The sequence below is a fragment of the Nocardioides yefusunii genome (genome assembly GCF_004014875.1).
Lineage (GTDB): Bacteria > Actinomycetota > Actinomycetes > Propionibacteriales > Nocardioidaceae > Nocardioides > Nocardioides yefusunii.
In genome coordinates this window covers 411,742-432,313 of record NZ_CP034929.1, presented here as the reverse complement: position 1 = coordinate 432,313, position 20,572 = coordinate 411,742, and the positions used below count along the sequence as shown (strand labels likewise).

17 protein-coding genes and 4 tRNA genes are annotated in these 20,572 nt (G+C 69.5%); 9 read left to right on the top strand and 12 right to left on the bottom strand.

Translation table 11 applies throughout. The annotated features are described in order from the left end of the window. Nucleotides 1–9: 9 nt before the first annotated feature. A complete protein-coding gene (locus EOV43_RS01840) occupies nt 10–300 on the top strand; it encodes an excalibur calcium-binding domain-containing protein (RefSeq protein WP_128219420.1) in 291 nt (96 codons plus the stop codon). Between the two features lie 98 nt (nt 301–398). Beyond that, complete coding sequence (locus EOV43_RS01835; RefSeq protein WP_128219419.1) at nt 399–884, top strand: COG1361 family protein; 486 nt, start codon at nt 399–401, stop codon at nt 882–884. A 26-nt stretch (nt 885–910) separates the two neighbouring features. Here the strand turns inward: EOV43_RS01835 and EOV43_RS01830 are convergent, their stop codons facing one another. Further along, a complete protein-coding gene (locus EOV43_RS01830; RefSeq protein WP_128219418.1) occupies nt 911–1,681 on the bottom strand; it encodes an isocitrate lyase/PEP mutase family protein in 771 nt (256 codons plus the stop codon). Between the two features lie 190 nt (nt 1,682–1,871). On the opposite strand from EOV43_RS01830, the gene EOV43_RS01825 reads away from it, so the two are divergent. Then, entirely contained in the window at nt 1,872–2,390 is a 519-nt protein-coding gene (locus EOV43_RS01825) for a DUF5994 family protein (RefSeq protein ID WP_128219417.1), read from the top strand. 7 nt (nt 2,391–2,397) lie between these two features. Here the strand turns inward: EOV43_RS01825 and EOV43_RS01820 are convergent, their stop codons facing one another. Beyond that, a complete protein-coding gene (locus tag EOV43_RS01820) occupies nt 2,398–5,214 on the bottom strand; it encodes an FAD/NAD(P)-binding protein (RefSeq protein WP_128219416.1) in 2,817 nt (938 codons plus the stop codon). A 172-nt stretch (nt 5,215–5,386) separates the two neighbouring features. On the opposite strand from EOV43_RS01820, the gene EOV43_RS01815 reads away from it, so the two are divergent. Further along, nucleotides 5,387–6,064, top strand: a complete 678-nt coding sequence (locus EOV43_RS01815) for a PaaI family thioesterase (RefSeq protein ID WP_128219415.1) — start codon at nt 5,387–5,389, stop codon at nt 6,062–6,064. A 126-nt stretch (nt 6,065–6,190) separates the two neighbouring features. Here EOV43_RS01815 and EOV43_RS01810 read toward each other — a convergent pair whose 3' ends face one another. Then, nucleotides 6,191–7,678, bottom strand: a complete 1,488-nt coding sequence (locus EOV43_RS01810; protein ID WP_128219414.1) for an NAD(P)/FAD-dependent oxidoreductase — start codon at nt 7,676–7,678, stop codon at nt 6,191–6,193. A gap of 235 nt (nt 7,679–7,913) precedes the next feature. On the opposite strand from EOV43_RS01810, the gene EOV43_RS01805 reads away from it, so the two are divergent. Next, nucleotides 7,914–8,861, top strand: a complete 948-nt coding sequence (locus EOV43_RS01805; protein WP_164878616.1) for an ATP-binding protein — start codon at nt 7,914–7,916, stop codon at nt 8,859–8,861. A gap of 10 nt (nt 8,862–8,871) precedes the next feature. Here the strand turns inward: EOV43_RS01805 and EOV43_RS01800 are convergent, their stop codons facing one another. The 4 genes from EOV43_RS01800 to EOV43_RS01785 form a co-directional block, all read right to left on the bottom strand. Further along, nucleotides 8,872–9,219: a metallopeptidase family protein gene (locus tag EOV43_RS01800; protein WP_164878615.1), complete on the bottom strand. Its 348-nt coding sequence runs from the start codon at nt 9,217–9,219 to the stop codon at nt 8,872–8,874. Nucleotides 9,220–9,289: 70 nt separating this feature from the next. Next, nucleotides 9,290–9,363, bottom strand: a tRNA-Asp gene (locus EOV43_RS01795). A gap of 181 nt (nt 9,364–9,544) precedes the next feature. Further along, nucleotides 9,545–9,618 (bottom strand) — tRNA-Asp (locus tag EOV43_RS01790). A 265-nt stretch (nt 9,619–9,883) separates the two neighbouring features. Beyond that, nucleotides 9,884–9,956: transfer RNA gene (locus EOV43_RS01785), tRNA-Glu, on the bottom strand. Nucleotides 9,957–10,211: 255 nt separating this feature from the next. Between EOV43_RS01785 and EOV43_RS01780 the strand changes: the two genes are divergently transcribed. Beyond that, nucleotides 10,212–10,288, top strand: a tRNA-Phe gene (locus EOV43_RS01780). Nucleotides 10,289–10,392: 104 nt separating this feature from the next. On the opposite strand, the gene EOV43_RS01775 is transcribed toward EOV43_RS01780, so the two are convergent. Next, nucleotides 10,393–11,166 (bottom strand): lytic transglycosylase domain-containing protein, encoded by a 774-nt coding sequence (locus EOV43_RS01775; RefSeq protein ID WP_239022181.1) that lies wholly within the window; start codon nt 11,164–11,166, stop codon nt 10,393–10,395. 151 nt (nt 11,167–11,317) lie between these two features. On the opposite strand from EOV43_RS01775, the gene EOV43_RS01770 reads away from it, so the two are divergent. Further along, nucleotides 11,318–12,685 carry a hypothetical protein gene (locus EOV43_RS01770; protein WP_128219411.1) on the top strand — a complete coding sequence of 456 codons (1,368 nt, stop codon included), beginning with the start codon at nt 11,318–11,320 and terminating at the stop codon, nt 12,683–12,685. A gap of 265 nt (nt 12,686–12,950) precedes the next feature. On the opposite strand, the gene EOV43_RS01765 is transcribed toward EOV43_RS01770, so the two are convergent. The 3 genes from EOV43_RS01765 to purF form a co-directional block, all read right to left on the bottom strand. Next, nucleotides 12,951–13,133: a DUF3073 domain-containing protein gene (locus EOV43_RS01765; RefSeq protein WP_128219410.1), complete on the bottom strand. Its 183-nt coding sequence runs from the start codon at nt 13,131–13,133 to the stop codon at nt 12,951–12,953. A gap of 464 nt (nt 13,134–13,597) precedes the next feature. After that, nucleotides 13,598–14,668, bottom strand: a complete 1,071-nt coding sequence (purM, locus tag EOV43_RS01760; protein ID WP_128219409.1) for a phosphoribosylformylglycinamidine cyclo-ligase — start codon at nt 14,666–14,668, stop codon at nt 13,598–13,600. A 76-nt stretch (nt 14,669–14,744) separates the two neighbouring features. Next, a complete protein-coding gene (purF, locus tag EOV43_RS01755) occupies nt 14,745–16,304 on the bottom strand; it encodes an amidophosphoribosyltransferase (RefSeq protein WP_128222086.1) in 1,560 nt (519 codons plus the stop codon). A 243-nt stretch (nt 16,305–16,547) separates the two neighbouring features. Between purF and EOV43_RS01750 the strand changes: the two genes are divergently transcribed. Continuing rightward, nucleotides 16,548–18,296: a sensor histidine kinase gene (locus tag EOV43_RS01750; RefSeq protein ID WP_164878614.1), complete on the top strand. Its 1,749-nt coding sequence runs from the start codon at nt 16,548–16,550 to the stop codon at nt 18,294–18,296. A 181-nt stretch (nt 18,297–18,477) separates the two neighbouring features. After that, the gene (locus EOV43_RS01745; protein WP_128219407.1) at nt 18,478–19,020 is read left to right on the top strand and encodes a hypothetical protein; all 543 of its coding nucleotides are present in this window, start codon (nt 18,478–18,480) and stop codon (nt 19,018–19,020) included. Nucleotides 19,021–19,126: 106 nt separating this feature from the next. Here the strand turns inward: EOV43_RS01745 and EOV43_RS01740 are convergent, their stop codons facing one another. Next, entirely contained in the window at nt 19,127–20,476 is a 1,350-nt protein-coding gene (locus tag EOV43_RS01740; RefSeq protein WP_128219406.1) for a dipeptidase, read from the bottom strand. Between the last annotated feature and the right edge of the window lie 96 nt (nt 20,477–20,572).

The window sequence follows — 20,572 nt, the reverse complement described above, 5'->3', positions numbered from 1 at the left end:
GGAGACCTCATGAAGCGCATCAGCATCGCCCTGGCCACCGCCGCTCTGACCGTCGCACCCCTCGCTCTGACCACCACGACGGCTGAGGCCGCGGCGCCGAAGAAGCCCGCCATGTACAAGAACTGCACGGCGCTCAACAAGGTCTACCCGCACGGCGTGGGGCGCGCGAAGGCCGTCGACAAGACGTCCGGCAAGCGGGTCACCAACTTCAAGCGCTCCACGAAGGCCTACAAGAAGGCCATGAGCCACAACAAGGGCCTCGACCGCGACAAGGACGGCATCGCCTGCGAGAAGCGGTGACATTTCGCTGGTTTACGGCCCGGCGTCCGTGAACTCCCGGCATGCTGCATGTCGTCGTACCAGATCAGCCAGTGTTTTCCCCGAGAGACAGGACGTCCGTGCCCACTTCGATGCGCTCGACCCACGCACGTCCCAGCGTCCGCTCGTTCCCCCGGACCGCACCGGTCATCGGCAACGCCCGACTCGACGTCCTGAGCCACGGCCTCGACCTCTGGGGCACGCCCGGCCGCGGAGAGTTCGTCTTCTCCGTCTCGGTCCGCAACTCCGGCACCGAGGCTGCCAGCAACCTGCACGTCGCCCTCGAGATCCCGCACGCCTGTGGCGTCACCCCCGACCACACACAGATCCACACCTGGGGCCCCGCGACATGGCTCAGCGACGCGCTCGCTCCGGCATCGGGGTGGCGCTTCACCCGCCCCGGTCCGCTGGAGCCCGGCGAGACCACCACCCTCGAGGTCCGCCTGCGCGTCGACGCCGTCGCCCCGCGAATGCCCGAGGACGCCGTCGTGCCGGTCTCCGCGCGCGTGCGCAGCACCAGCGCCAGCAACCGACCCACGATCCCCTTGTGGATCAACCTGACCTGAGCCGCCTCCCGCGACGGCCACCGGCATCAGTTGAGCGCAGGGGTGTCCTGCGGGATCACGCCGTCGCCGTACAGGTCGGTGGCGAGGTCACGGTAGGCGCGCAACGCGACCCGCTGGGTCAACGGACCGTACGAGATCCGGGCGACGCCCAATGCCTCGTACTCGGCCGCACTCAGCGCCCCGGGCAGTCCGATGACGCTGAGCTTGCGCTCCCCCAGCCCGGCGACGAGCTGACGGGTGACGTCGGCAGCGAGTACTCCGGGGACGAAGACCAGCGAGGCACCTGCCTCCAGGAAAGCACGACCACGCTCGACGGCCTGGGCCACCTTCTCCTCGACCGGCAGGTCACCGGCCTTCACGAAGACGTCGGTGCGGGCGTTGAGCTGGAACTCGATGCCTTCTGCCTGGGCAGCAGCGATGATCTGCTCCACCGTCCGGATCGACTCCTCCAGCGGCTTCATCCGGTCCTCGACGTTGGCTCCCACCACACCGATGCCGATGGCGCGACGCGTCACCTCACCGGGGTCGCCGAAACCGGCGTCGAAGTCGGCCGAGACCGGCAGGTCGGTGGCCTTCACGATGCGTTCGACCGCTGCGAGCAGCAGCTCCAGCGGCATCTCGCCGTCGGGGAAGCCGTGACTGGCCGCGATCGAGTGACCGGCGGTCGCAATCGCCCGGGTGCCGTCCACCTCGGAGGCCACCTTCGCGGTGATCGCGTCCCAGACGTTCACCACCCGCAGGATCTCGGGTGCTTCGTGCAGGGCCTTGAGGGTGAGTGCCTTCTCGACGTTCGCCATGACCCGACGCTACGCCCGTCTGCCGGACCTCGGAACCCCCGTGTCCACCTGCCACCGGACGTGGTTGTCCACGGGCGCGAAAACATCCTCGCGTCCCGGTGCCAGGAGCCCCGGCGGCCGTACGGTGGAGGGAACAGCGCTGCCACGTCGAGCCCTCCGGACTCCTCAGGACAGCACGAGAGGGGGCGTCATGACGCCCACGACCGAACACCACGACCCGCTCACCACCGACCGTGGTCCGCTCCGCGTCCGACTCGACAACGGATTCCCCTCCGGGCCCCTCGACGGCGCCTGGTGGCCGCGTTCACGGGACCTGAAGACCGAGGTCCGCGACATCGTCGACCACTTCCCCCACTTCACCAGCGAGGTGGTCAGGGTGCTCTTCACCCGCCCCGACTGGGACGGTCAGACGCCCACCCACAGCGAGCACAAGGTGCTCTGCGCGCGGGGTCTGGTCAACATCGGGTCCTTCCCCCACGACGACAGTCACCGGGTGGTGCTGGTGATGCGATCCGGGGAGAGACTGACCCTGCTGGTGATCCCGCCCGACATCGACGTCGACGTGGCCCGTGACCTCATGGACCGGGCCTCCGACGACCTCAACGTCGTCTCCGGGACAGAACTCCTGGCCCGCGCGGGGGCGCACCCGTCGACCCTGCGTCTGCATGTGTGGGAGGACGAGGGCGGCGCACCGGACCCGCGGACCTGACGGCCCGTCAGCGGGCCGAGAGCTGCTCGAAGCCCACCACACGACGGGCGTCGAGCGGGCTCGGGCGACGGTGCAGGCGACCGTGCAGCAACTGCTCGGCCTCCTGGGCACGACCGGCGTTCACGAGCGCGCTGAGGATCGTCTCCTCGACCATCTCGCGCTGGGCAGCCGAACCTCCGGCACGCGGCAGCAGCGGGTGGACGTCGGTGAGCAGGTCCGCAGCGCGGCTCCAGTCCCGGGCGAGGTAGGCCAGCAGGCCGTCGCACAGGTCGGTGATGGAACGTCCGGTCTGCGCCGGGGTGCGGTAGCAGTGCTCACGCAGCTGGGCCAGACGCGGGGCGTCACCGGCCGTGGCGAGTGCGAACGCCGCGTGCAGGGCCACGAACGGGGTCTCGGGGCGCATCAGCATCGACTCGTCGATCGCCTCGAGGACGTTCCCCACCGGCGGGACGGGCGCCTCACCGGCGAACGTCGGCGGCAGCGTCAGGCCGGAGGTGGAGGTGTCCCAGTCGGCGACGGCGATCTTCCAGCGCCACAGCAGCGACGTGGAGTCGATCAGGGCACGCACCCCGGTGACGGCCGGCGGCGCGAGCTGGGAGTAGTAGCGGGCACGAACAGCCTCGGTGTCGCCGAGCGAGAGCTCGTGCAGGGCCGCGTGCCACGCGAAGTGGGCACGGTGCGAGGCCGAACGGCCCGACTGCGCCACCCAGTGGTCGAGCCAGGTGCGACCTTCCTCGTGCTGACCGGTCTCGTACATGACGTGCGCCAGGGCGTGCACCGCGTGGCCCGAGGACGGGTCGACGCCGAGAGCGGACTCGGCCAGCAGGCCGGCCTCCTCGTAACGGCCCTGGTCCTGACGGGTGAAGGCGAGCAGCGAGATGTACCACCAGTGGTCGCCGTAGGCGGGCGCCAGACCCTCGACGAGGTCCCATGCCTCACGCTGGACGTCGACGACACCGGAGAACGCGATCGTCGGGACGGCCGAGGAGACCGCGAGGACGTCGCGCGGGTAGTTCGCGATGTGGCTCATCAGAGCCTGGGCGCCACCGTGGCGGACGTCCTGGACACGACGGCTGATGACGTCGACGAGCGACGCCTCACGGTCGTCACCGCGCTTGCGGACGGCTTCCTGCGCTGCCGTGAGCGAGGCGGCGACGTCGGTGTGTGCGCCAGCCTCGTGGCCGAGCATCGCCAACGCGGCGTGCGCGAGAGCGAACGTCGGGTCGAGCTCGGTGGCCTCGCGGATCTTCTCCTCCGCACCGTCCTGGAGCAGCATGAGCCGCTCGAGACCGGCGTTGTAGGCGGCAGCGGCCTCGGCGGTGGTCGAGAGCGGCAGGCCGAGCGGGTCGCGGGGACGCGCGATCGGGTGGTGACCACCGACCATCCGGCCGTCCTCGAGACGACGCGGCAGCGGAGCGACGGCGTCGAGCACCTGGGTGGCGACCTGGAGTGCCTGGGTGCGGATCTCGGGCACCGCGGTGGACTCCCACAGCTCACCACGACGCAGCGCGCCGAGGGTCCAGAGCGGGGCGTCGGCGTAGCCGTGGCCGTCCAGGACGCGTCCCTCGTGGGTGCGCACACCCATGCCGCCGGTGGCGACGGTGGCGAGCGGGGCCCCGGCGCGGTCGCGGAGCAGGTCGTCGAGCAGCGGGTTGCCGAGCAGACGGATGTCGGACTGCGGTCCGGTGCAGTTGACCACCCAACCGACGTCGTGGGTGGAGCCGTCGCTCAGGGTGACGCGCAGGCCACCGGTGGGCAGCGGCTCGGCGTCCTTGACCGAGGCGGCCTCGGTGCGGAGCACGCCGGTGCGGGTCAGTTCGGAGACGAGTTCGGCCGAGGACGGGGCCATCTTGTGGCGCACGACGTTCCACTCACCGGCGTGCTCGCGGGCGAAGCGGAGACGGTCCTCCTCGCTGAGGCGCTCCCACAGCGTCGCAACCCGGAAGCGCAGACCGTCGACGGCAGGACGCCAGTCGCCGGTGGCTTCCTTGACGCCGGTGATGTGGGCCAGCGCGGCGGCACGGATGCCGTCCAGGCTGCTGCCCCACTCGGAGACGTCGGGGATCGCTGCGAGCTTGGGGGTGGCGAGGTGGGCGCGGGGCAGTCGACCCGAACGCGACACCGCGATCAGATGACGGCCCGGGCGGGCACCCTTGCCGGTGAGGCTCCACACGACGTCGACCATCGTGAGGCCGGCACCGACGACGAGCACGTCGGCGGGGCCGACCTTGTCGCGACGCACGACGTCGAGCGCACCGGGGCGCCACGGGTCAGGGATGAAGAAGGCGGAGTCGGTGAGCGAGGACGGCGCCCAGTCGTGCCCGACCGAGGGGAGTCCGGTGCCGACGACGACGGCGTCGGCGACGATCTCGCGGCCGTCGTCGGTGACGACGCTCATGCCGTGCGCGGTACGACGCAGCGCCGTGGTGGTGGCCCGGACGTGGTGCAGGGACGCGAGCGGGGCGGCGTCCTTGGCGTCGGCGAGGGTGTCGTCGAGGTAGAGAGCGAAGTTGCGGCGCGGCTGGAACGAGTTGGGGTCCACGGCGGTGGCCGACTCGCGGTTGAGCCAGGCGACGAAGTGGCGCGGATCCTCGGGCAGGGCACTCATACCGGCCGCGGGGACGTTGAGGAGGTGCTCGTTCTCCGGGGTGCCGAACGCGGTGCCACGACCCCAGCGGTCGACGGGGTCGACGAGGACGATGTCGACGCCGGTGGAACGTCGGCCCGCGGTGCGCAGCAGGTGGATCGCGGTGAGCGTCCCGGACGCACCGGCTCCCACGACGACGACCTTGGGTCGCTTGACCTGGTTGAGACCGTGCTGCACGGTTCCCCCTCGCTCGGAATGTTGAGAAGTGTTAAATCGACAATATCACTCGACTTTGGGGTCACATTAGCCCTCGAATGCCCCGCCGCCATTGTCACAGCGCCGGTGTGACGTTCAACTCTCCTCGCTCTCGCCCCGAGGAAGCGCCAGCGCCCGGACCTACACTCGAGGAATGTCCTCCTCCCCCACTCCCGGCACGGACGGACACGCCCCCGGCGTCCCGACCGAGCTCTACTCGTCGTTCACGAACAGCGTCCGCGAACTCGCCGACGCCACCCTGCGCTCCAACGCGGACGCCGAGACCTTGGCCCGCGCCGAGGCCCTCGTGCGCGAGGTCACCGCGACGCTCACCGCCGACCAGATCCCCGGCACCCACGGCGAGTCCTGCCCTCAGGGCGGCCTCGTCGGCTCGTGGGGCAACACCGTCGTCGGCCTGCGCAACCCCGTCGCCATCCCCCTGGTCTTCGCCTACGAGACCGACCGGGTGTGGGCCGAGTTCACTCCCGGCGCGCTCTTCGAGGGCCCGCCCGGACACATGCACGGCGGCGTCATCGCGATGTTCCTCGACCAGGTCCTCGGCGAGCTCGCCGTCCACCTGAACCGCCCCGGTCTCACGGCCAACCTGAGCGTCGACTACCTCAAGCCGACCAAGCTCAACACTGTGCTGCGGATCGAGGCGTGGGTCGAGCGCACCGAGGGCTTCAAGACCTGGACCACCGGCACCGTCTCCACCGCTGACGGCACCGTCTGCGCGAAGGGCACCGGCCTGTTCATCCTGCCCCGCTTCCTGCGCGAGAAGTCCCTGGCCGAGATCACCGAGGCCCAGCAGCACGACGCCACCACCTCCTGACGCGCCCCGGACGGCCACTCCCCACGTCGGCCTCCCCACGTCGGCCTCCCCGCGTCCGGCCCCGGACACGGAGAACCCCCTGCGACCTCACGGTCACAGGGGGTTCTTCACGTCAGTGCGTGGGGCTCAGCTCTTCTGCTGCTTGCCGCGCTCGTTGGCGTCGCTGAGGCGTGCCTCTTCGGCAGCCCACGTCTCGAGCTCCTCGCGGCGAGCGACCTCGGCCTCAGCTGCTGCCTTGCGCTGGGAGTCGTACTTGCCCGGCTCGGAGACGAGGTCAGCAGCACCGTGTTCGAGTCGCTGCAGCGCCTGACGGGCGAAGATCTGCTGGACGGTCGTGGTGCGCTCGGAGCGACCGCGGCCCAGGAACGAGATCGCCCAGTGCAGCAGCGCGGTCAGGCGACCCTTGAAGCCGGTGATGTACAGCAGGTGCAGGAAGAGCCACGCCAGCCAGGCGATAAAGCCGGTCAGGCGGAACTTGCCCATCATCACGACCGCGTTGAAGCGGCTGATGATGGCCATCGAGCCCTTGTCGAAGTACTTGAACGGCTCCAGCGGGGCCTTGTTGTCGAGACGAGCCTTGATCGTCTTGGCGGTGTACTTGCCGCCCTGGATCGCGACCTGCGCGACACCGGGGAGGTTGTTCAGCGCGATCATGTCGCCGACGACGAAGACCTCGGGGTGACCCGGCAGGGTCAGGTCCGGGTTGACACCGATGCGACCGGCGCGGTCGAGCGTGGCGCCCGACTGCTCGGCCAGCGTCTTCGAGAGCGAGGACGCCTGGACACCGGCGGCCCAGATCTTGGCGACGGAGTCGATGCGCTTGGTCTCGCCGTCCTTGAACTTCACGGTCAGGCCGCGCTCGTCCAGGTCGGTGACCATCGCGCCGAGCATGACCTCGACGCCGGCCTTCTCGAGCTCCTTCTTCGCCTCGGCGCCGAGCTTGGCGCCGAACGGCGGGAGGACCTGCGGAGCCGCGTCAACCAGGATGACGCGGGCGTCGTCGGGGTTGATGTGGCGGAAGTCGTTCTTGAGCGTGCGGTGGGCCAGCTCGGCGATCTGACCGGCCATCTCGACACCGGTCGGACCGGCACCGACGACGACGAAGGTGAGCAGGTGGTCGACGTTGTCGCCACGGCTCGCGCCGATCTCGGCCATCTCGAAGGCGCCGAAGATGCGGCCGCGCAGCTCGAGGGCGTCGTCGATCGACTTCATGCCGGGGGCGAACTCGGCGAAGTGGTCGTTGCCGAAGTAGGACTGGCTGGCACCGGCGGCGACGACGAGGGAGTCGTACTCGCTGACGGTGGGTCGACCGAGGACGACCGAGGTGACGGTCTTCTTCTCGAGGTCGATGTCGGTGACCTCACCGAGCAGGACGCTGGCGTTCTTCTGCTTGGCGAGGACCTCGCGGGTGGGCGGCGCGATGGATCCCTCGGAGAGGATGCCGGTCGCGACCTGGTACAGGAGGGGCTGGAAGAGATGGTGGGTGGTCTTCGCGACCACGGTGACCTCGACGTCGTCACGACGCAGCGCCTTCGTGGTGAAGAGCCCGCCGAAGCCGGACCCGATGACGACGACGCGGTGACGTTCCGGGGCGGTCTCGTTCTGGCCTGCCATGTGGATGCTGCCTTCCTCCAACTGATCCGCGAGCCATGAAGACTCAGAAGTACCAGTCTTGCCCGCAAGGTGCCATGACGCCAAGCAGGGGTCCACAACCGCAGGCCCGGACGTGCCGCGCATCACCCCGAAGTATCTTTCACTGGAAGTAATGTCTGGAAACAGGCTTGCCCTCCCGTTCTCGGGGTATGTGAGTAATGCTGGGTCCAGACCCCCTCGCCCAAGGAAGTTGGCTGTGCCACTCAATCGCGATGCGCTCGCACTCGACACGTCGCCACGCGCGGCCGCCGTCGCGCGACGCTGGGTGGCCTCCGTCTGCCGCGACCTGGGTCGTGAAGACCTCGTTCACAGCGCAGAGTTGGGCGTCTCGGAGTTGGTCACCAACGCGATCCTGCACGGCAAGGAACCCGTCGACGTACGCGTGCGCGGCACTGCGGCGCACCCCCGGATCGAGGTCTTCGACGCCTCGCACTGCCCGCCGACACTCCCCCTGGCCCGCCCCGCCGAGTGGGCCAACAGCAACCACGGCCTCGAGACCTACGGACGTGGCCTCACCCTGGTCGCACTCACGGCCACCACGTGGGGCACCACGATCGAGGAGAGCGGCAAGGTCGTCTGGTTCGAGCCCGCCGGCGACATCGCCGACGAGCCCGTGCTCGGCGTGTTCGAGGACCTCAAGCCCGTGCCCGGCGCCCCGCTGCCCGGCTCACGACCGATCCGGTTCGAGGCCCTGGACGCTCGTCTCTTCCACTCGATGCTCACCCACTACAGCAACCTGCGTCGTGAACTCCGGCTGCTCTCGATCTCCCACACCGTCGACTACCCCGTCACCCACGAGCTGTCGCCACACTTCCTGCACTTCCAGGGCCAGTTCTCCCCGCGCAGCCTCCGCGACTCCATCCGCGTCACCCAGGAGGCACACGCCCGCGGCGACGACGAGATCGACGTCGTGCTGGAGGCGTCTCCACTCTCCGCCGACGTCTTCCGCGACTTCCTCGACACACTGGACGTCGCCGATCAGTTCTGCACCAGCCAACAGTTGCTCTCCTTGGCACGCACCCCGGAGCAGAAGGCCCTGATGGCGTGGATGTTCGAGGAGTTCCTCCGGCAGACGTCCGGGCACCCGCCGACGCCGTGCCCCCACTCCCGACGCGCGCGGGCACAACTCACCTCCCACGGGTGAGCCGGGCGCCTCAGGCGTAGCCGAGTTCGTGGAGTCTGGCGTCGTCGATGCCGAAGTGGTGTGCGATCTCGTGGACCACGGTGATGCCGATCTCGTCGACGAGCTCGTCGTGCGTCTCGCACATCTCCATCAGCGGGTTGCGGAAGAGCAGGATCCGGTCCGGGAGCGCACCGGCATGGTTGGCCTGACGTTCAGTCAGGGCCCAACCGTCGTAGTAGCCCAAGAGGTCGGGGTCGTCAGCAGGCGGCTCGTCCTCGACCAGGACGACGACGTTGTGGACCAACGACGCCAGCTCGTCGGGGACGTCGTCGAGCGCTCGGTCGACGAGCACGTCGAACTCCTCGGCAGTGATCTCCACGCGGCGAGCATAGGCAGAGAACCCTGAAATGCAGCGAAGCCCTCCTGGAACCAGGAGGGCTTCGTACTTGCGACCCCGACGGGACTCGAACCCGCGACCTCCGCCGTGACAGGGCGGCGCGCTAACCAACTGCGCTACGGGGCCTTGATCGCACTTCATCACCGGAGTGACCCGGCAACAGGAAGAACATTAGCCCACCTCTGCCCAGATCGCGCATTTCGGGCGCACTCCCGGACCGCGACCAGCCCAGAGAGCCCCGGGCGCGCACCCAGGACCGCGAAATGCAGCGAAGCCCCCCTGATCTCTCAGGAGGGCTTCGTACTTGCGACCCCGACGGGACTCGAACCCGCGACCTCCGCCGTGACAGGGCGGCGCGCTAACCAACTGCGCTACGGGGCCTTGATCGCACTTCATTCCCGGGCAGGCCCGGCAACAGGAGAAACATTAGCCCACCGGCGAGATCGGGACCAATCGGGGGTGGCGTACCCCGCCGGGGCTCGCCACAGGCGGACCATCACACCACGCGTGAACTGCAGAAACACTGAGTCGCCAGATCCTGCGCGCCGCAGTGGCCGCCCGAGATCTCCGGCCGGAACGCTCGCAGGCAAGCCCAGAAATGACTTCAGCTCCGACCTGAACCAGGTCGGAGCTGAAGCGTTGTCTGTACCCCCAACGGGATTCGAACCCGTGCTACCGCCGTGAAAGGGCGACGTCCTAGGCCGCTAGACGATGAGGGCTTGCGACAGAGCCAGCATAGGGGCACCCCCTCCCGTGCCCAAATGTCGGGTCGGCGTGTCCGGGAGATTGATCCACTCCGTCGATCCGCTCCCCAGCCCCACCACTCCCTCCGCAGCCGGGCCCGGGCATGCCCGCTCCCGCGCGCTCACCCACGGACGCGCGCGTGCGCGCGCCCCTGCCGATCCGCCCCGAGAGGGATTCCTGGACCCCCGATTTCACACCCCCGGACCCATCGGGTAAGTTTTCTTCTCGTTGGGCAGGTAGCTCAGTTGGTACGAGCGTTCGACTGAAACTCGAAAGGTCGGCGGTTCGACCCCGCCCCTGCCCACCAACAACAGAAGGCCCCGACTTCGGTCGGGGCCTTCTGGCTTTTCATGGCTGCTGCCCCCGCTCCCCCGCGCGGACCAACTCCGCACCGAACAGCCGCTGCGACGGTCAGCTCGTAGCGCGGCCGTAACGGTCAGCAGCCTCGAAGACCGACACCACGTAGGCGTTCTCGTGGTTGTAGGAGAAGACAGCGGCGTTCCAGCCCGACGACGTCGCCAGGTCGTGGCCGTCGTGGCACAGGTAGGCGGCGGTGGACGCGGCCGCGTCGTCGAGGTCGTGCGGGTCCGCGACACCGTCACCGTCGCCGTCACGCCCCCAGCGCTTCCACGTCGAGGGGATGAACTGCATCGGTCCGACCGCATGGTCCCAGGTCGGGTCGCCGTGCATCAACGTGCTCTCCGCCGTCGCCGGGATCGCGGCGAAGTCGACGCCGTTCAGCGCAGGCCCCAGGATCGCCTCCGAGGAGCGTCCGTCGTCACCCAGGGTCCGGCCGTCGATCGTGCCGTGCTGCGACTCCACCCAGCCGATCCCGGCCAGCGTCGTCCAGCCCAGGGCACAGCCGTCGTCGGGCAGGTTGAGCACCGCGGTGCCGTAGGCCCGCACCGCGGGCTCAGGGATCCCGGTGGCCTCAGCGGTGCGCCGCACCCAGCCTGAGTCGACGGTCGGCACCCGGTTGGCCCCCCGCGAGGCGGCGGGCGCGCGGTACAGCGGAGCGTCGACGTCGTCGGCCAGCGGGAGCACCGCACTGTCGGTGCCGGCACCGGGCACCTGCACCCGGTCGAGCACGTCGGTGCTGACGAGACCGGAGGAGACAGCGAGCACGCCAGCCAGGACGAGACCACCGAGCCCCGCCGTCCCAGCAACCAGAACTGACTTCTTCACGTTTCCTTCCGCAGCCCGCAGGCCCAGCTCACATGCCCGGGACCAGACCGGGCCCCGCGGCAGCGAACGCCCGCCCCCGTGACCGTACGCGCTCAGTCTTCCACCCCGCGTCGAACCCGCCCGGTGACCGGGGCGCTGGCACACTGCACACGTGCCCTCCAGCTACCGCGAGGTTGCCCGGATCCGTCCGGTCGAACTCCTCCGTCCCCGCACCTCGGTGCCGTGCAGCATGCGTGCGGGCGAACTCACCCCGGTACCACGGCAGGCACCCTTCGTGACGGTGCTGGGCACCTTCTCCCACGAGAGCCCCTCGACCGATCCGGTGTCGTTGGTGCTCTCCTCGGGCGGGGACTCCTTCGCCGCTCTCTGGGACCCGGTCTCGGGGGCGCTGGCGCTGGGCGTCACCGTCGGAGGTTCACGCCAGACCACCCACCGCAGCCGTCGCCGGGGCACCGTCACCACCCGCCCCGAGGCGATGGCACTGACGTTGACCGGCACCCATCTGACCGTCCTCACCCTGGAGAACGGCGAGTGGGTGGCCCGGGCCCGTCACGACCTCGGCGACCTCGTCGCCGTCCGCGACGACGCGTGGCTGGCCGACCTCTCCGCCGGCGTCGGTGTCGGTGCCCACGTGCTGCGTGAGGTGCGGGCCGGAACCTTCGGCCAACTCGGCCTGCGCGACGTGCGGGCCGTGACCCTGCCCGACGGCACCCCGGTACTGCGCAACGCTCAGGTGCTGTTGAGCGCCACCTGCGCCGGCCCGGGATTCTTCGACACCGCCCACACCGGCCTGTTCCTCCTCGACCCGCGCCACCACCGCCTGACCCACGTCTCCGACCTGTGGTTCCGCCGTCCCGACGTCCCCGGCGCATTCGGTGACCACGCCGTCCACGTGGTCCACGACCCCAGCTCCCCCGACGCGCCGTGGACGGTCGCAGCCAGCACCTGGTCGGACTTCCACACCGAGCGCAACCCACAGGTGCGGTGCACCCTGGTCCGTACCGCCGTCGACATCACGCGTGGCGAGCACCTGCTCGACACCACCGAACTCCCCCTGCCCACCGACGGTTTCACCTCCCTCGGCGTCTGGGACCCGCACTTGATCCGGGACGACGACGTGTGGCGGGTCGCCTACGTCAGCGCCCGCAAGTGGTTCTCGTTCCACCCGGTGACGGCCAGCGGCCCACGTCTCGACTCCCTGACGCTCGACGCGGCACTCACCTCTCGTCGCGCGACCGAGGGCACCACGTGGCACCGCACCGCAGCCGGCCTGCGGCTGCTGGCCAGCGACGGGCGTGACAACCCCCGCGGCTTTCGGGAGCGCTACCCGGTCCTGGACCCCTCACTGACCGAGGTCGGGACGCTCGACGCCCCGTACCCCTCGAACATCCCGTGGCCGACCCTGGTCGACGTCGACGGGCGCCGCCTTCTGGTCACCTTCGACGGAACACCCCGGGCCGGCGACCTGCTGGGCTACGGCACCCACGGCGATCTCGTCGTGATGGCGCTCGACGCCTGAGTCGCGACCCCAGCAACGAGAGAAGCGACCGGAGCTGGGCTCAACGGTCGCTGAAGGCGTCCCCGACCTGGGTCGAGAACGCAGAGGTGTTGCGTCGCGAACGCTCGGCGAGACCCTGGCTGACCCGAAGGACAGACAGAAGTCTCGCCGAGCGCCGCATCAACAACGCTGGGCGTCTGCGAGGTTTCAGGCTGGGCTGGACGTCCGAGGACGTACGACAGCCGTCAACCGCGCGAGGAACCCGTGGAGTCTGACCCCAAAGGGGTCAATCTCGACTCGGGCCGTAGTCGGGCCAGTCTTCTGACTGTTCCGGCTCGTCCCGATCAGAACTGCTGCCTGGATCGCCATGCAGCTCCTTGGCCAGCGCCCCGAAGTCGGTCTCGTGAGTCCGGTACTTCAGGTCGCGGGCGACCTTCGTCTGCTTAGCCTTAGCTCGGCCGCGCCCCATAGGGTCCGACCCCCTCGCACGCTTGGCCGGGGCCTTGGGCGTCTAGCGCCGTGGTCCCCGGGCTTTTGTCTGGATACTCGTGAGGGTCACGCTACCCGCTCCCTGGTCATTCCTGCACACCCAGGTCCGGATTTTGCGTCGCCACCGGTGCGATATTCGCTCAGAGCGCACAAAAAGCCGATCCTGTGTGGCATGGACCACCCGAACGGGGACCCCCGTCCCTCCCCCGTTGCACCCCCGTCTGCGTCCGCGCATGGTCTGGACCAGGGGCCTCAGCAGCCCCGTGCGGCGCCGCGCGCGAGCATGCCCCACCTGGCATCCCTCCAACTGCCCCCGGGCCCCCAGAGCGGCTCCTGCGGCCCCGGGACGCGACGACGCCCCGCCTCCCCACTGACGGGGCGACGGGGCGTCGAGAAGCGCAGGAAGGCGACCTGCTCGGCCGACCGACGAGGGCCGGCCTCAGGTCACCAGCCCGGGTGCTGACCGGTCAGCGCGACCTTGCCGGCCTCGCCGGCGCCGGCCTCGCGGACCTCGCCGGCGACCCATGCCTTGATGCCGTGAGTGGCCAGACGGGCGATCACGTCGTCGACGGAGTCGGGGGCGGTCAGGGAGACCATGCCGACGCCGCAGTTGAGCGTGGCCTCGAGGTCGGCCTGCTTGACCTCGCCGACCTTGCGGACGAGGTCGAAGATCGGCTGCGGGGTCCAGGTGGCGCGGTCCAGGGTCGCGGTGAGCTCCTTGGGCATGACGCGCTCGAGGTTGGCGGCCAGACCGCCACCGGTCACGTGCGACAGCGCGTGGGTCTCGGTGTTGCGGGCGATCTCGAGGCACGACTTCGTGTAGATGCGGGTCGGGACCAGCAGCTCCTGACCGAGCGTGGAACCGAGCTCGGCGACCTCGCGGTCGAGCTCCCACTTGGCCTGGTTGAAGAAGACGTGGCGCACCAGCGAGTAGCCGTTGGAGTGCAGGCCCGAGGCCTCCATCGCGATGACGACGTCACCGGCACGGACGCGCTCGGCACCGAGCAACTGGTTGGCCTCGACGACGCCGGTGGCAGCGCCTGCGACGTCGTACTCGTCAGGGTGCAGCAGACCCGGGTGCTCAGCGGTCTCGCCACCGACCAGCGCGGTGCCGGCCAGGACGCACGCCTCGGCGATGCCCTTGACGATCGCAGCGATGCGCTCGGGGACGACCTTGCCGGTGGCGATGTAGTCGGTCATGAAGAGCGGCTCGGCGCCACAGACGACGAGGTCGTCAACGACCATGCCCACGAGGTCGTGGCCGATGGTGTCGTGGACGTCCATCTTCTGCGCGATGGCGACCTTGGTGCCGACACCGTCGGTGGAGGTCGCGAGCAGCGGACGCTTGTACTTCGTCAGCGCGGAGGCGTCGAAGAGGCCGGCGAAGCCGCCCAGTCCACCGATCTGCTCAGGACGACGGGCCTTCTCCACCCACTCCTTCATCAGGTCGATGGCGCGGTCGGCGGCCTCGATGTCGACGCCTGCGACGGCGTAGGCGTTGGTTGCGTCGGTCACGGGTGATCCACTCCGGTTCTGATCAGGTGGTGGTGCTGTGGGGCTGTTACGGGTGCGTCAGGGGTGCTGCAGGCGTTCAGGGCTGCAGCAGTGCGGTCTCGCCGCCCACGCCGCCGCCGGAGACGGCCAGGCCGTCGACGTCGGTGGCCGGGGAGGTCTCGATGCCGCCGCAGGACGACTTCTCGAGAACGGCCTTGCCGCCCAGGGTCGGGTCGGGCAGCTTGACCGGGTACTCGCCGTCGAAGCACGCACGGCAGAGGTTGTCCATCGGGACCGTCGTGGCGTCGACCAGCTCCTCGAGGTCGATGTAGCCGAGGGAGTCGGCGTCGATCGAACGGCGGATCTCGTCGATGCCCAGACCGTTGGCGATCAGCTCCGCACGGGTGGCGAAGTCGATGCCGTAGAAGCAGGGCCACTTGACCGGCGGCGAGGAGATCCGGACGTGGACCTCCTTGGCGCCTGCCTCGCGGAGCATGCGGACCAGGGCGCGCTGGGTGTTGCCGCGGACGATGGAGTCGTCGACGACGACGAGACGCTTGCCCTCGATCACGTCGCGCAGCGGGTTCAGCTTCAGGCGGATGCCGAGCTGACGGATGGTCTGCGAGGGCTGGATGAAGGTGCGACCCACGTAGGAGTTCTTCACCAGGCCGGTGCCGTACGGGATGCCCGAGCGCTCGGCGTAACCGATCGCGGACGGGGTGCCGGACTCCGGGACGGGGATGACGAGGTCGGCCTCGACCGGGTGGGCGTCAGCCAGACGACGGCCGATCTCGACGCGCACCGAGTGAACGCGCTGGTCGTTCATCAGGGTGTCGGGGCGAGCCAGGTAGACGAACTCGAAGAGGCAGTGCTTGGGGGCTGCCTCGGCGAAGCGGGTGGTGCGCAGACCGTCCGCGTCGACGGCGATCATCTCGCCGGGCTCGATCTCGCGGACGAACGAGGCGCCGACGATGTCGAGGGCGGCGGTCTCGGACGCCACGACCCAGCCGCGCTCGAGGCGACCGAGCACGAGCGGGCGGATGCCCTGGGGGTCACGCGCGGCGTAGAGAGTGTTCTCGTCCATCCACACGAAGCAGAAGGCGCCCTTGACGTGGGGCAGCAGCTCGAGGGCACGCTCCTCGACCGTCTGGTCGGGGTGGTGCGCGAGCAGTGCGGTCACGACGGAGGTGTCGTTGGTGGCGCCGGGCATGCGCTGGTCGGCACCCTCACCCTCGAGCTCGGCCAGGGTGGCGGCGAGATCGGCCGTGTTGGTCAGGTTGCCGTTGTGCGCCAGTGCCAGCGAGCCGTTGGGCGTCGGGTGGAACGTCGGCTGGGCGTTGTGCCACGTCGAGGCACCGGTCGTGGAGTACCGGGCGTGACCGATCGCGACATGTCCGACCAGCGACTCCAGCGTCGACTCGTCGAAGACCTGGGAGACGAGTCCCATGTCCTTGTAGACGAGGATCTGCTTGCCGTTGCTGACCGCAATGCCGGCCGATTCCTGGCCGCGGTGCTGGAGCGCGTAGATGCCGTAGTACGACAACTTGGCGACGTCCTCGCCTGGCGCCCAGACCCCGAAGACGCCACATGCGTCCTGAGGTCCCTGGTCCTGGGGGTCGATGGCGGCGGTGAGACGACCGTCGCCACCCTTGCGCATGTTGCTGGGGTGAGCCACGCCGCAAGTGTACGGCCGCCCTGCCCCTCGGAATGCGGCGAGGGCGTCTCTGGACGGGTTGCGACGGTCACACTTTCGTTACCAGAGGTCCGTACCAGTGTGTGTCCAACCGCCGCATGATCGATACCCGGTAGTAACAAAAATTGATGAACGGACTCAAACCATTCACCGTGACCGCCCTCCCCCCTACAGTGAGCGCGAACGATGCACCGGGGGGGTGAAGTGATGGCCGTGATCGACAGGGCCACGAGCACGCGCGTCTTCCTCGATGCCCTGCGCAACCTCGCGCTGGGCGTCTCCGAGACAACCGAATTCGCGACCGTCGCGATCTCCGTGGCCTTCCACGACCGCCTCGAGACGCTGGCCGTGGCCGGCGACCGCCCCACCCGTCAGCTCCTGCTGGGACGCACCCTGCCCTGCGAACGCGCAGAGAAGTTGCTCCACACCTGTGACCGCTGGGGTGACCTCTACCTGGTGCCGTTCCGCTCACTCGTCATCCTCAGCGACCAGACGAGCGAACCCTCTCCCGACGCCACCGACCCCGACACCGTCGAGGACCACGACGTCCTCGTCGCCGCCATCCGCGACGGCTTCCAGAACCTGCGCGGGCTCGTCGCCGTCGACCGTCCCCGCGACGGCCAGCGCCCCGACGCCAACGCCCTCGCGCACCTGGAGAACTACGTCGAGCAGGTGCGCCGCACCCTCATCTACGCGCTCGAACGCCTCGAGCTCGACGAACACATGCGAATGGCCGACGCCGTCCGCAAGGTCGTGCGCGAAGCCTCCTCACGGCTGTCGGTCGAACACATCATCGGCTACTGCCAGGCCGCGCTCACCGAGACGTTCGACGCCTCGGGCATCTGGCTGCAGACCTTCGACGGCGGCGTCGACGCCGCCGGCGCGATCTACTCCACCAATGGCTTCGAGGTGCACCTCGGCGAAGAACTGCGTCAGGTCGCCCGGCCTGCGGCCCGGCTGCTGTGGGAGGCGCAGAGCGTCGCCGAGATCTCCGAGCGGGTGCCCCGCAGCGAGGCGATGACGCCGCAGCAGGAACAGCTCGTCCTCGACTTCATGCGCGCCATCGACCTGACCTCGATGCTGTTCGTGCCGCTCGGCGCCGGCCCTGAATGTCTGGGCAACCTGGTGCTGACCCGCCTCGACGAACCCCGCCCCTGGACCGAGTCGGAGAAGCGCACCGCCCTCGACATCGGCCACGACCTCGGCCGGGCCCTGCTCAACGCCCGCACCTTCGAACGCGAACGTCAGGTGGTCGCCGAGCTCCGCGAGCTCGACTCCTACAAGTCACGTCTGATCGCGACGCTGGCGCACGAGCTCAAGAACCCGCTCACCTCGATCCTGGGGCACGCCGAACTTCTCGAGGGCAGCGACCTGCCGCCCTCCGCGCGCAGCTCGGTGGCCTCGGTTGAACGCGGCGCAGCCCGGATGCAACGCCTCGTCGACGACCTGCTCGCGCTCGGCAAGGCCAACGACCCGCAGCTCCTGTTCGAACCCGAGCCGTACGACCTGCGCGCCGGCGTCGAGGAGACCCTCGACCTGCTGCGCGTCACCGTCGAACGCAAGGGCCTGAGCATGCACGTCGTCGCTCCGGACAGCGTCGTCGTCCAGGGCGAACCGGCAGGGCTGGAGCAGGTGCTCACCAACCTCATCAGCAACGCCACGAAGTACACCCCCGACGGCGGACACGTCGAGGTCCGGATCAGCGACGAGCCCGATGCAGTCGTCCTCACCGTCGAGGACACCGGAATGGGGATCTCCCGCGAGGACCTCCCGCACCTGTTCACCGAGTTCTTCCGTTCCACCAACCCGGCCGCGGTGAAGCTGCCCGGAACCGGTCTGGGTCTCGCGATCGCGCACCGGATCGTGGCCAGGCACGGCGGTACCTTGCACTGCACCTCTACCTACGGGCACGGCACCACGTTCACGGCGACGTTCCCGAAGGCCGCCCTGACCTGAGACCACAGCAGAGGACGTGGTCGCGGACGGCGAGCACGAGTGGCACGAGGAAATCTCCTTCAAACCGGGTACGCGGAGTCACCGGCCAGTTACCTAGCCTGCCCTGTGCACTGGGTCACGCCGGGAGGGAGCGGTGTCCGTACGACACTGACCGGGCGGGCCCCCAACGGAGGGATCCATCATGTCTGCACTCACCCCCACCAGGCGCTCTGTCGTCCACGCCGCCGCATGGAGCGTCCCGGCCGTCTCGGTCGCCGCCATGTCCCCGGCGTTCGCCGGGTCGACGCCGCCCGCCCCGGCCCCCGACCTCTCGACGTCGTCCAGCGGCGGCACCCCGATACGCACCGGCACCCAGGTCGAGATCGCCGCCTCAACCATCATCAACACCGGTGACGCCACCGTCACCGGCCTCGTCGTCAGATTCGAGAGCTCTGAACCCGTCACCGACTTCGAACTGCTCGTCTTCGGCAATCCTTTCCCGTACGCGTCCTTGGGCATCACCCTGTCCCCGACCCCGTCGGCAGCCAACCCGGTCAACGCGTTCTCCATGACGATCCCGGACGGCACCTCCCTGGGGCAGGTCCGCGTCCTCCCCGGAGCCTCATGGACCTCGCCCGCCAACCAGCGCCTCACGTTCGGCAGCACCACGCCCACCACCCTGACCGTCACCGCGACCGCGTCCAACGGCGGCGTTGCGTTCAACGCTCCTGTCACCACCGTCTGAGCGGCACGGGCACGCGTGCCCACCGGACACACGTACACAGGGCGCGCTCCCGGTCGACGGGAGTGCGCCCTATGTACGTCAGGCGTCAGTCGTCAGTCGTCAGTCGTCAGGCCAACGTCTCGGCGACGTTCTTGAGCATCAGCGTCTCGGCGAGCAGGACCTTCTCCCACTCGGCCAGGTGCAGGCCCTCGTTGGCGCCGTGGGCGCGGGTGTCGGGGTCCTCGACGCCGGTCACCAGGACCGCAGCGTCAGGGAACGACTCCAGGAACTCGGCGATGAACGGGATCGAGCCACCCACGCCCATGTCGACCGGAGCGGTACCGTCCCAGGCCTCGGCGAACGCGGCGCGCGCGGCGTCGTAGACCGGGCCGGTGGCGTCGATCGAGGTGGCCTCGCCGGTGTCGACGACGGTGAAGGTCACCTCGGCACCGAAGGGGACGTTCTTCTCGACGTGCTCCTTGAGGCGCGCGGCGACGTTCTCGGCGTTGTCGCCGGGGGCGGTGCGCAGGCTGATCTTGGCGCGCGCGGCCGGGACGAGGGTGTTGGAGGCACCGTCGACCTTGGGGGCGTCGAGGCCGGTGATCGCCAGCGCGGGCTGGGTCCAGAGACGCTCAACGGCCGAGCCGTGGCCCATCCACTCGATGCCGGGGACTGCACCGGACTCGGCGCGCAGGCGCTCCTCGGGGTACTCGACGTCGGCGGCCGGGCCGGAGTGCAGGCCCTCGATGAGGAGGTTGCCGTCCTTGTCGTGGAAGGAGGCGATGAGGTGCGAGAGCGCGACCAGGGCGTCGGGGACGAGGCCGCCCCACATGCCGGAGTGGACGGCGTGGGTGAGGGTGCGGACCTCGACGTCGGCGCGCACGAGACCGCGCAGCGACGTGGTGAGGGCCGGGACGCCGATGTCCCAGTTGCCGGAGTCGGCGATGACGATGACGTCGCAGGCCAGCTCGGACTTGTACTGCTCGAGGATCGCGGGCAGGGACTCCGAACCGGTCTCCTCCTCGCCCTCGACGAAGATCACGACGTTGACGGGCAGCTCGTCACCGAAGGCGCGCACGGCGGCCAGGTGGGTGATGACGCCGGCCTTGTCGTCGGCGGTGCCGCGACCGTAGAGGCGGTCTCCCACGACGGTCGGCTCGAACGGCGGGGTGTCCCAGTCGGCATGGTCGTTCTCGGGCTGGACGTCGTGGTGGGCGTACAACAGGACGGTCGGGGCACCGGCGGGGCCGTTCTTGCGGCCGATCACGGCCGGTGCGGAACCGTCGTCGTTGGTGGAGACGACCTGGACGTCGAAGCCCTCGGCGGCGAAGAGGTCGCGCACCTTCTCGGCGCTGCGCTGCACCTCTCCGGCCCGGGCGGGGTCGGCGGAGACGGACTCGATGCGGACCAGGTCCTCGAGGTCGGCGCGGAGGCCGGGGAGCAGTTCGGTGATGCGGGCGCGGAGGGTGTCACTCATGGCGTCCACGGTAACTCCGCTCCGGGCGCTCTTCCCGCCGCTGCGCTCCCGGACGTCATAACGATCCGGGCGCAGGACCCTCGATCCTTATGACGT

Coding starts and splice junctions, on each gene's coding strand:
- EOV43_RS01840 (WP_128219420.1), top strand. CDS start 10: ATGAAGCGCATCAGCATCGCCCTGGCCACCGCCGCTCTGACCGTCGCA.
- EOV43_RS01830 (WP_128219418.1), bottom strand. CDS start 1,681: ATGGCGAACGTCGAGAAGGCACTCACCCTCAAGGCCCTGCACGAAGCA.
- EOV43_RS01825 (WP_128219417.1), top strand. CDS start 1,872: ATGACGCCCACGACCGAACACCACGACCCGCTCACCACCGACCGTGGT.
- EOV43_RS01815 (WP_128219415.1), top strand. CDS start 5,387: ATGTCCTCCTCCCCCACTCCCGGCACGGACGGACACGCCCCCGGCGTC.
- EOV43_RS01810 (WP_128219414.1), bottom strand. CDS start 7,678: ATGGCAGGCCAGAACGAGACCGCCCCGGAACGTCACCGCGTCGTCGTC.
- EOV43_RS01765 (WP_128219410.1), bottom strand. CDS start 13,133: ATGGGGCGCGGCCGAGCTAAGGCTAAGCAGACGAAGGTCGCCCGCGAC.
- purF (WP_128222086.1), bottom strand. CDS start 16,304: ATGCGCAAGGGTGGCGACGGTCGTCTCACCGCCGCCATCGACCCCCAG.
- EOV43_RS01750 (WP_164878614.1), top strand. CDS start 16,548: ATGGCCGTGATCGACAGGGCCACGAGCACGCGCGTCTTCCTCGATGCC.
- EOV43_RS01745 (WP_128219407.1), top strand. CDS start 18,478: ATGTCTGCACTCACCCCCACCAGGCGCTCTGTCGTCCACGCCGCCGCA.
- EOV43_RS01740 (WP_128219406.1), bottom strand. CDS start 20,476: ATGAGTGACACCCTCCGCGCCCGCATCACCGAACTGCTCCCCGGCCTC.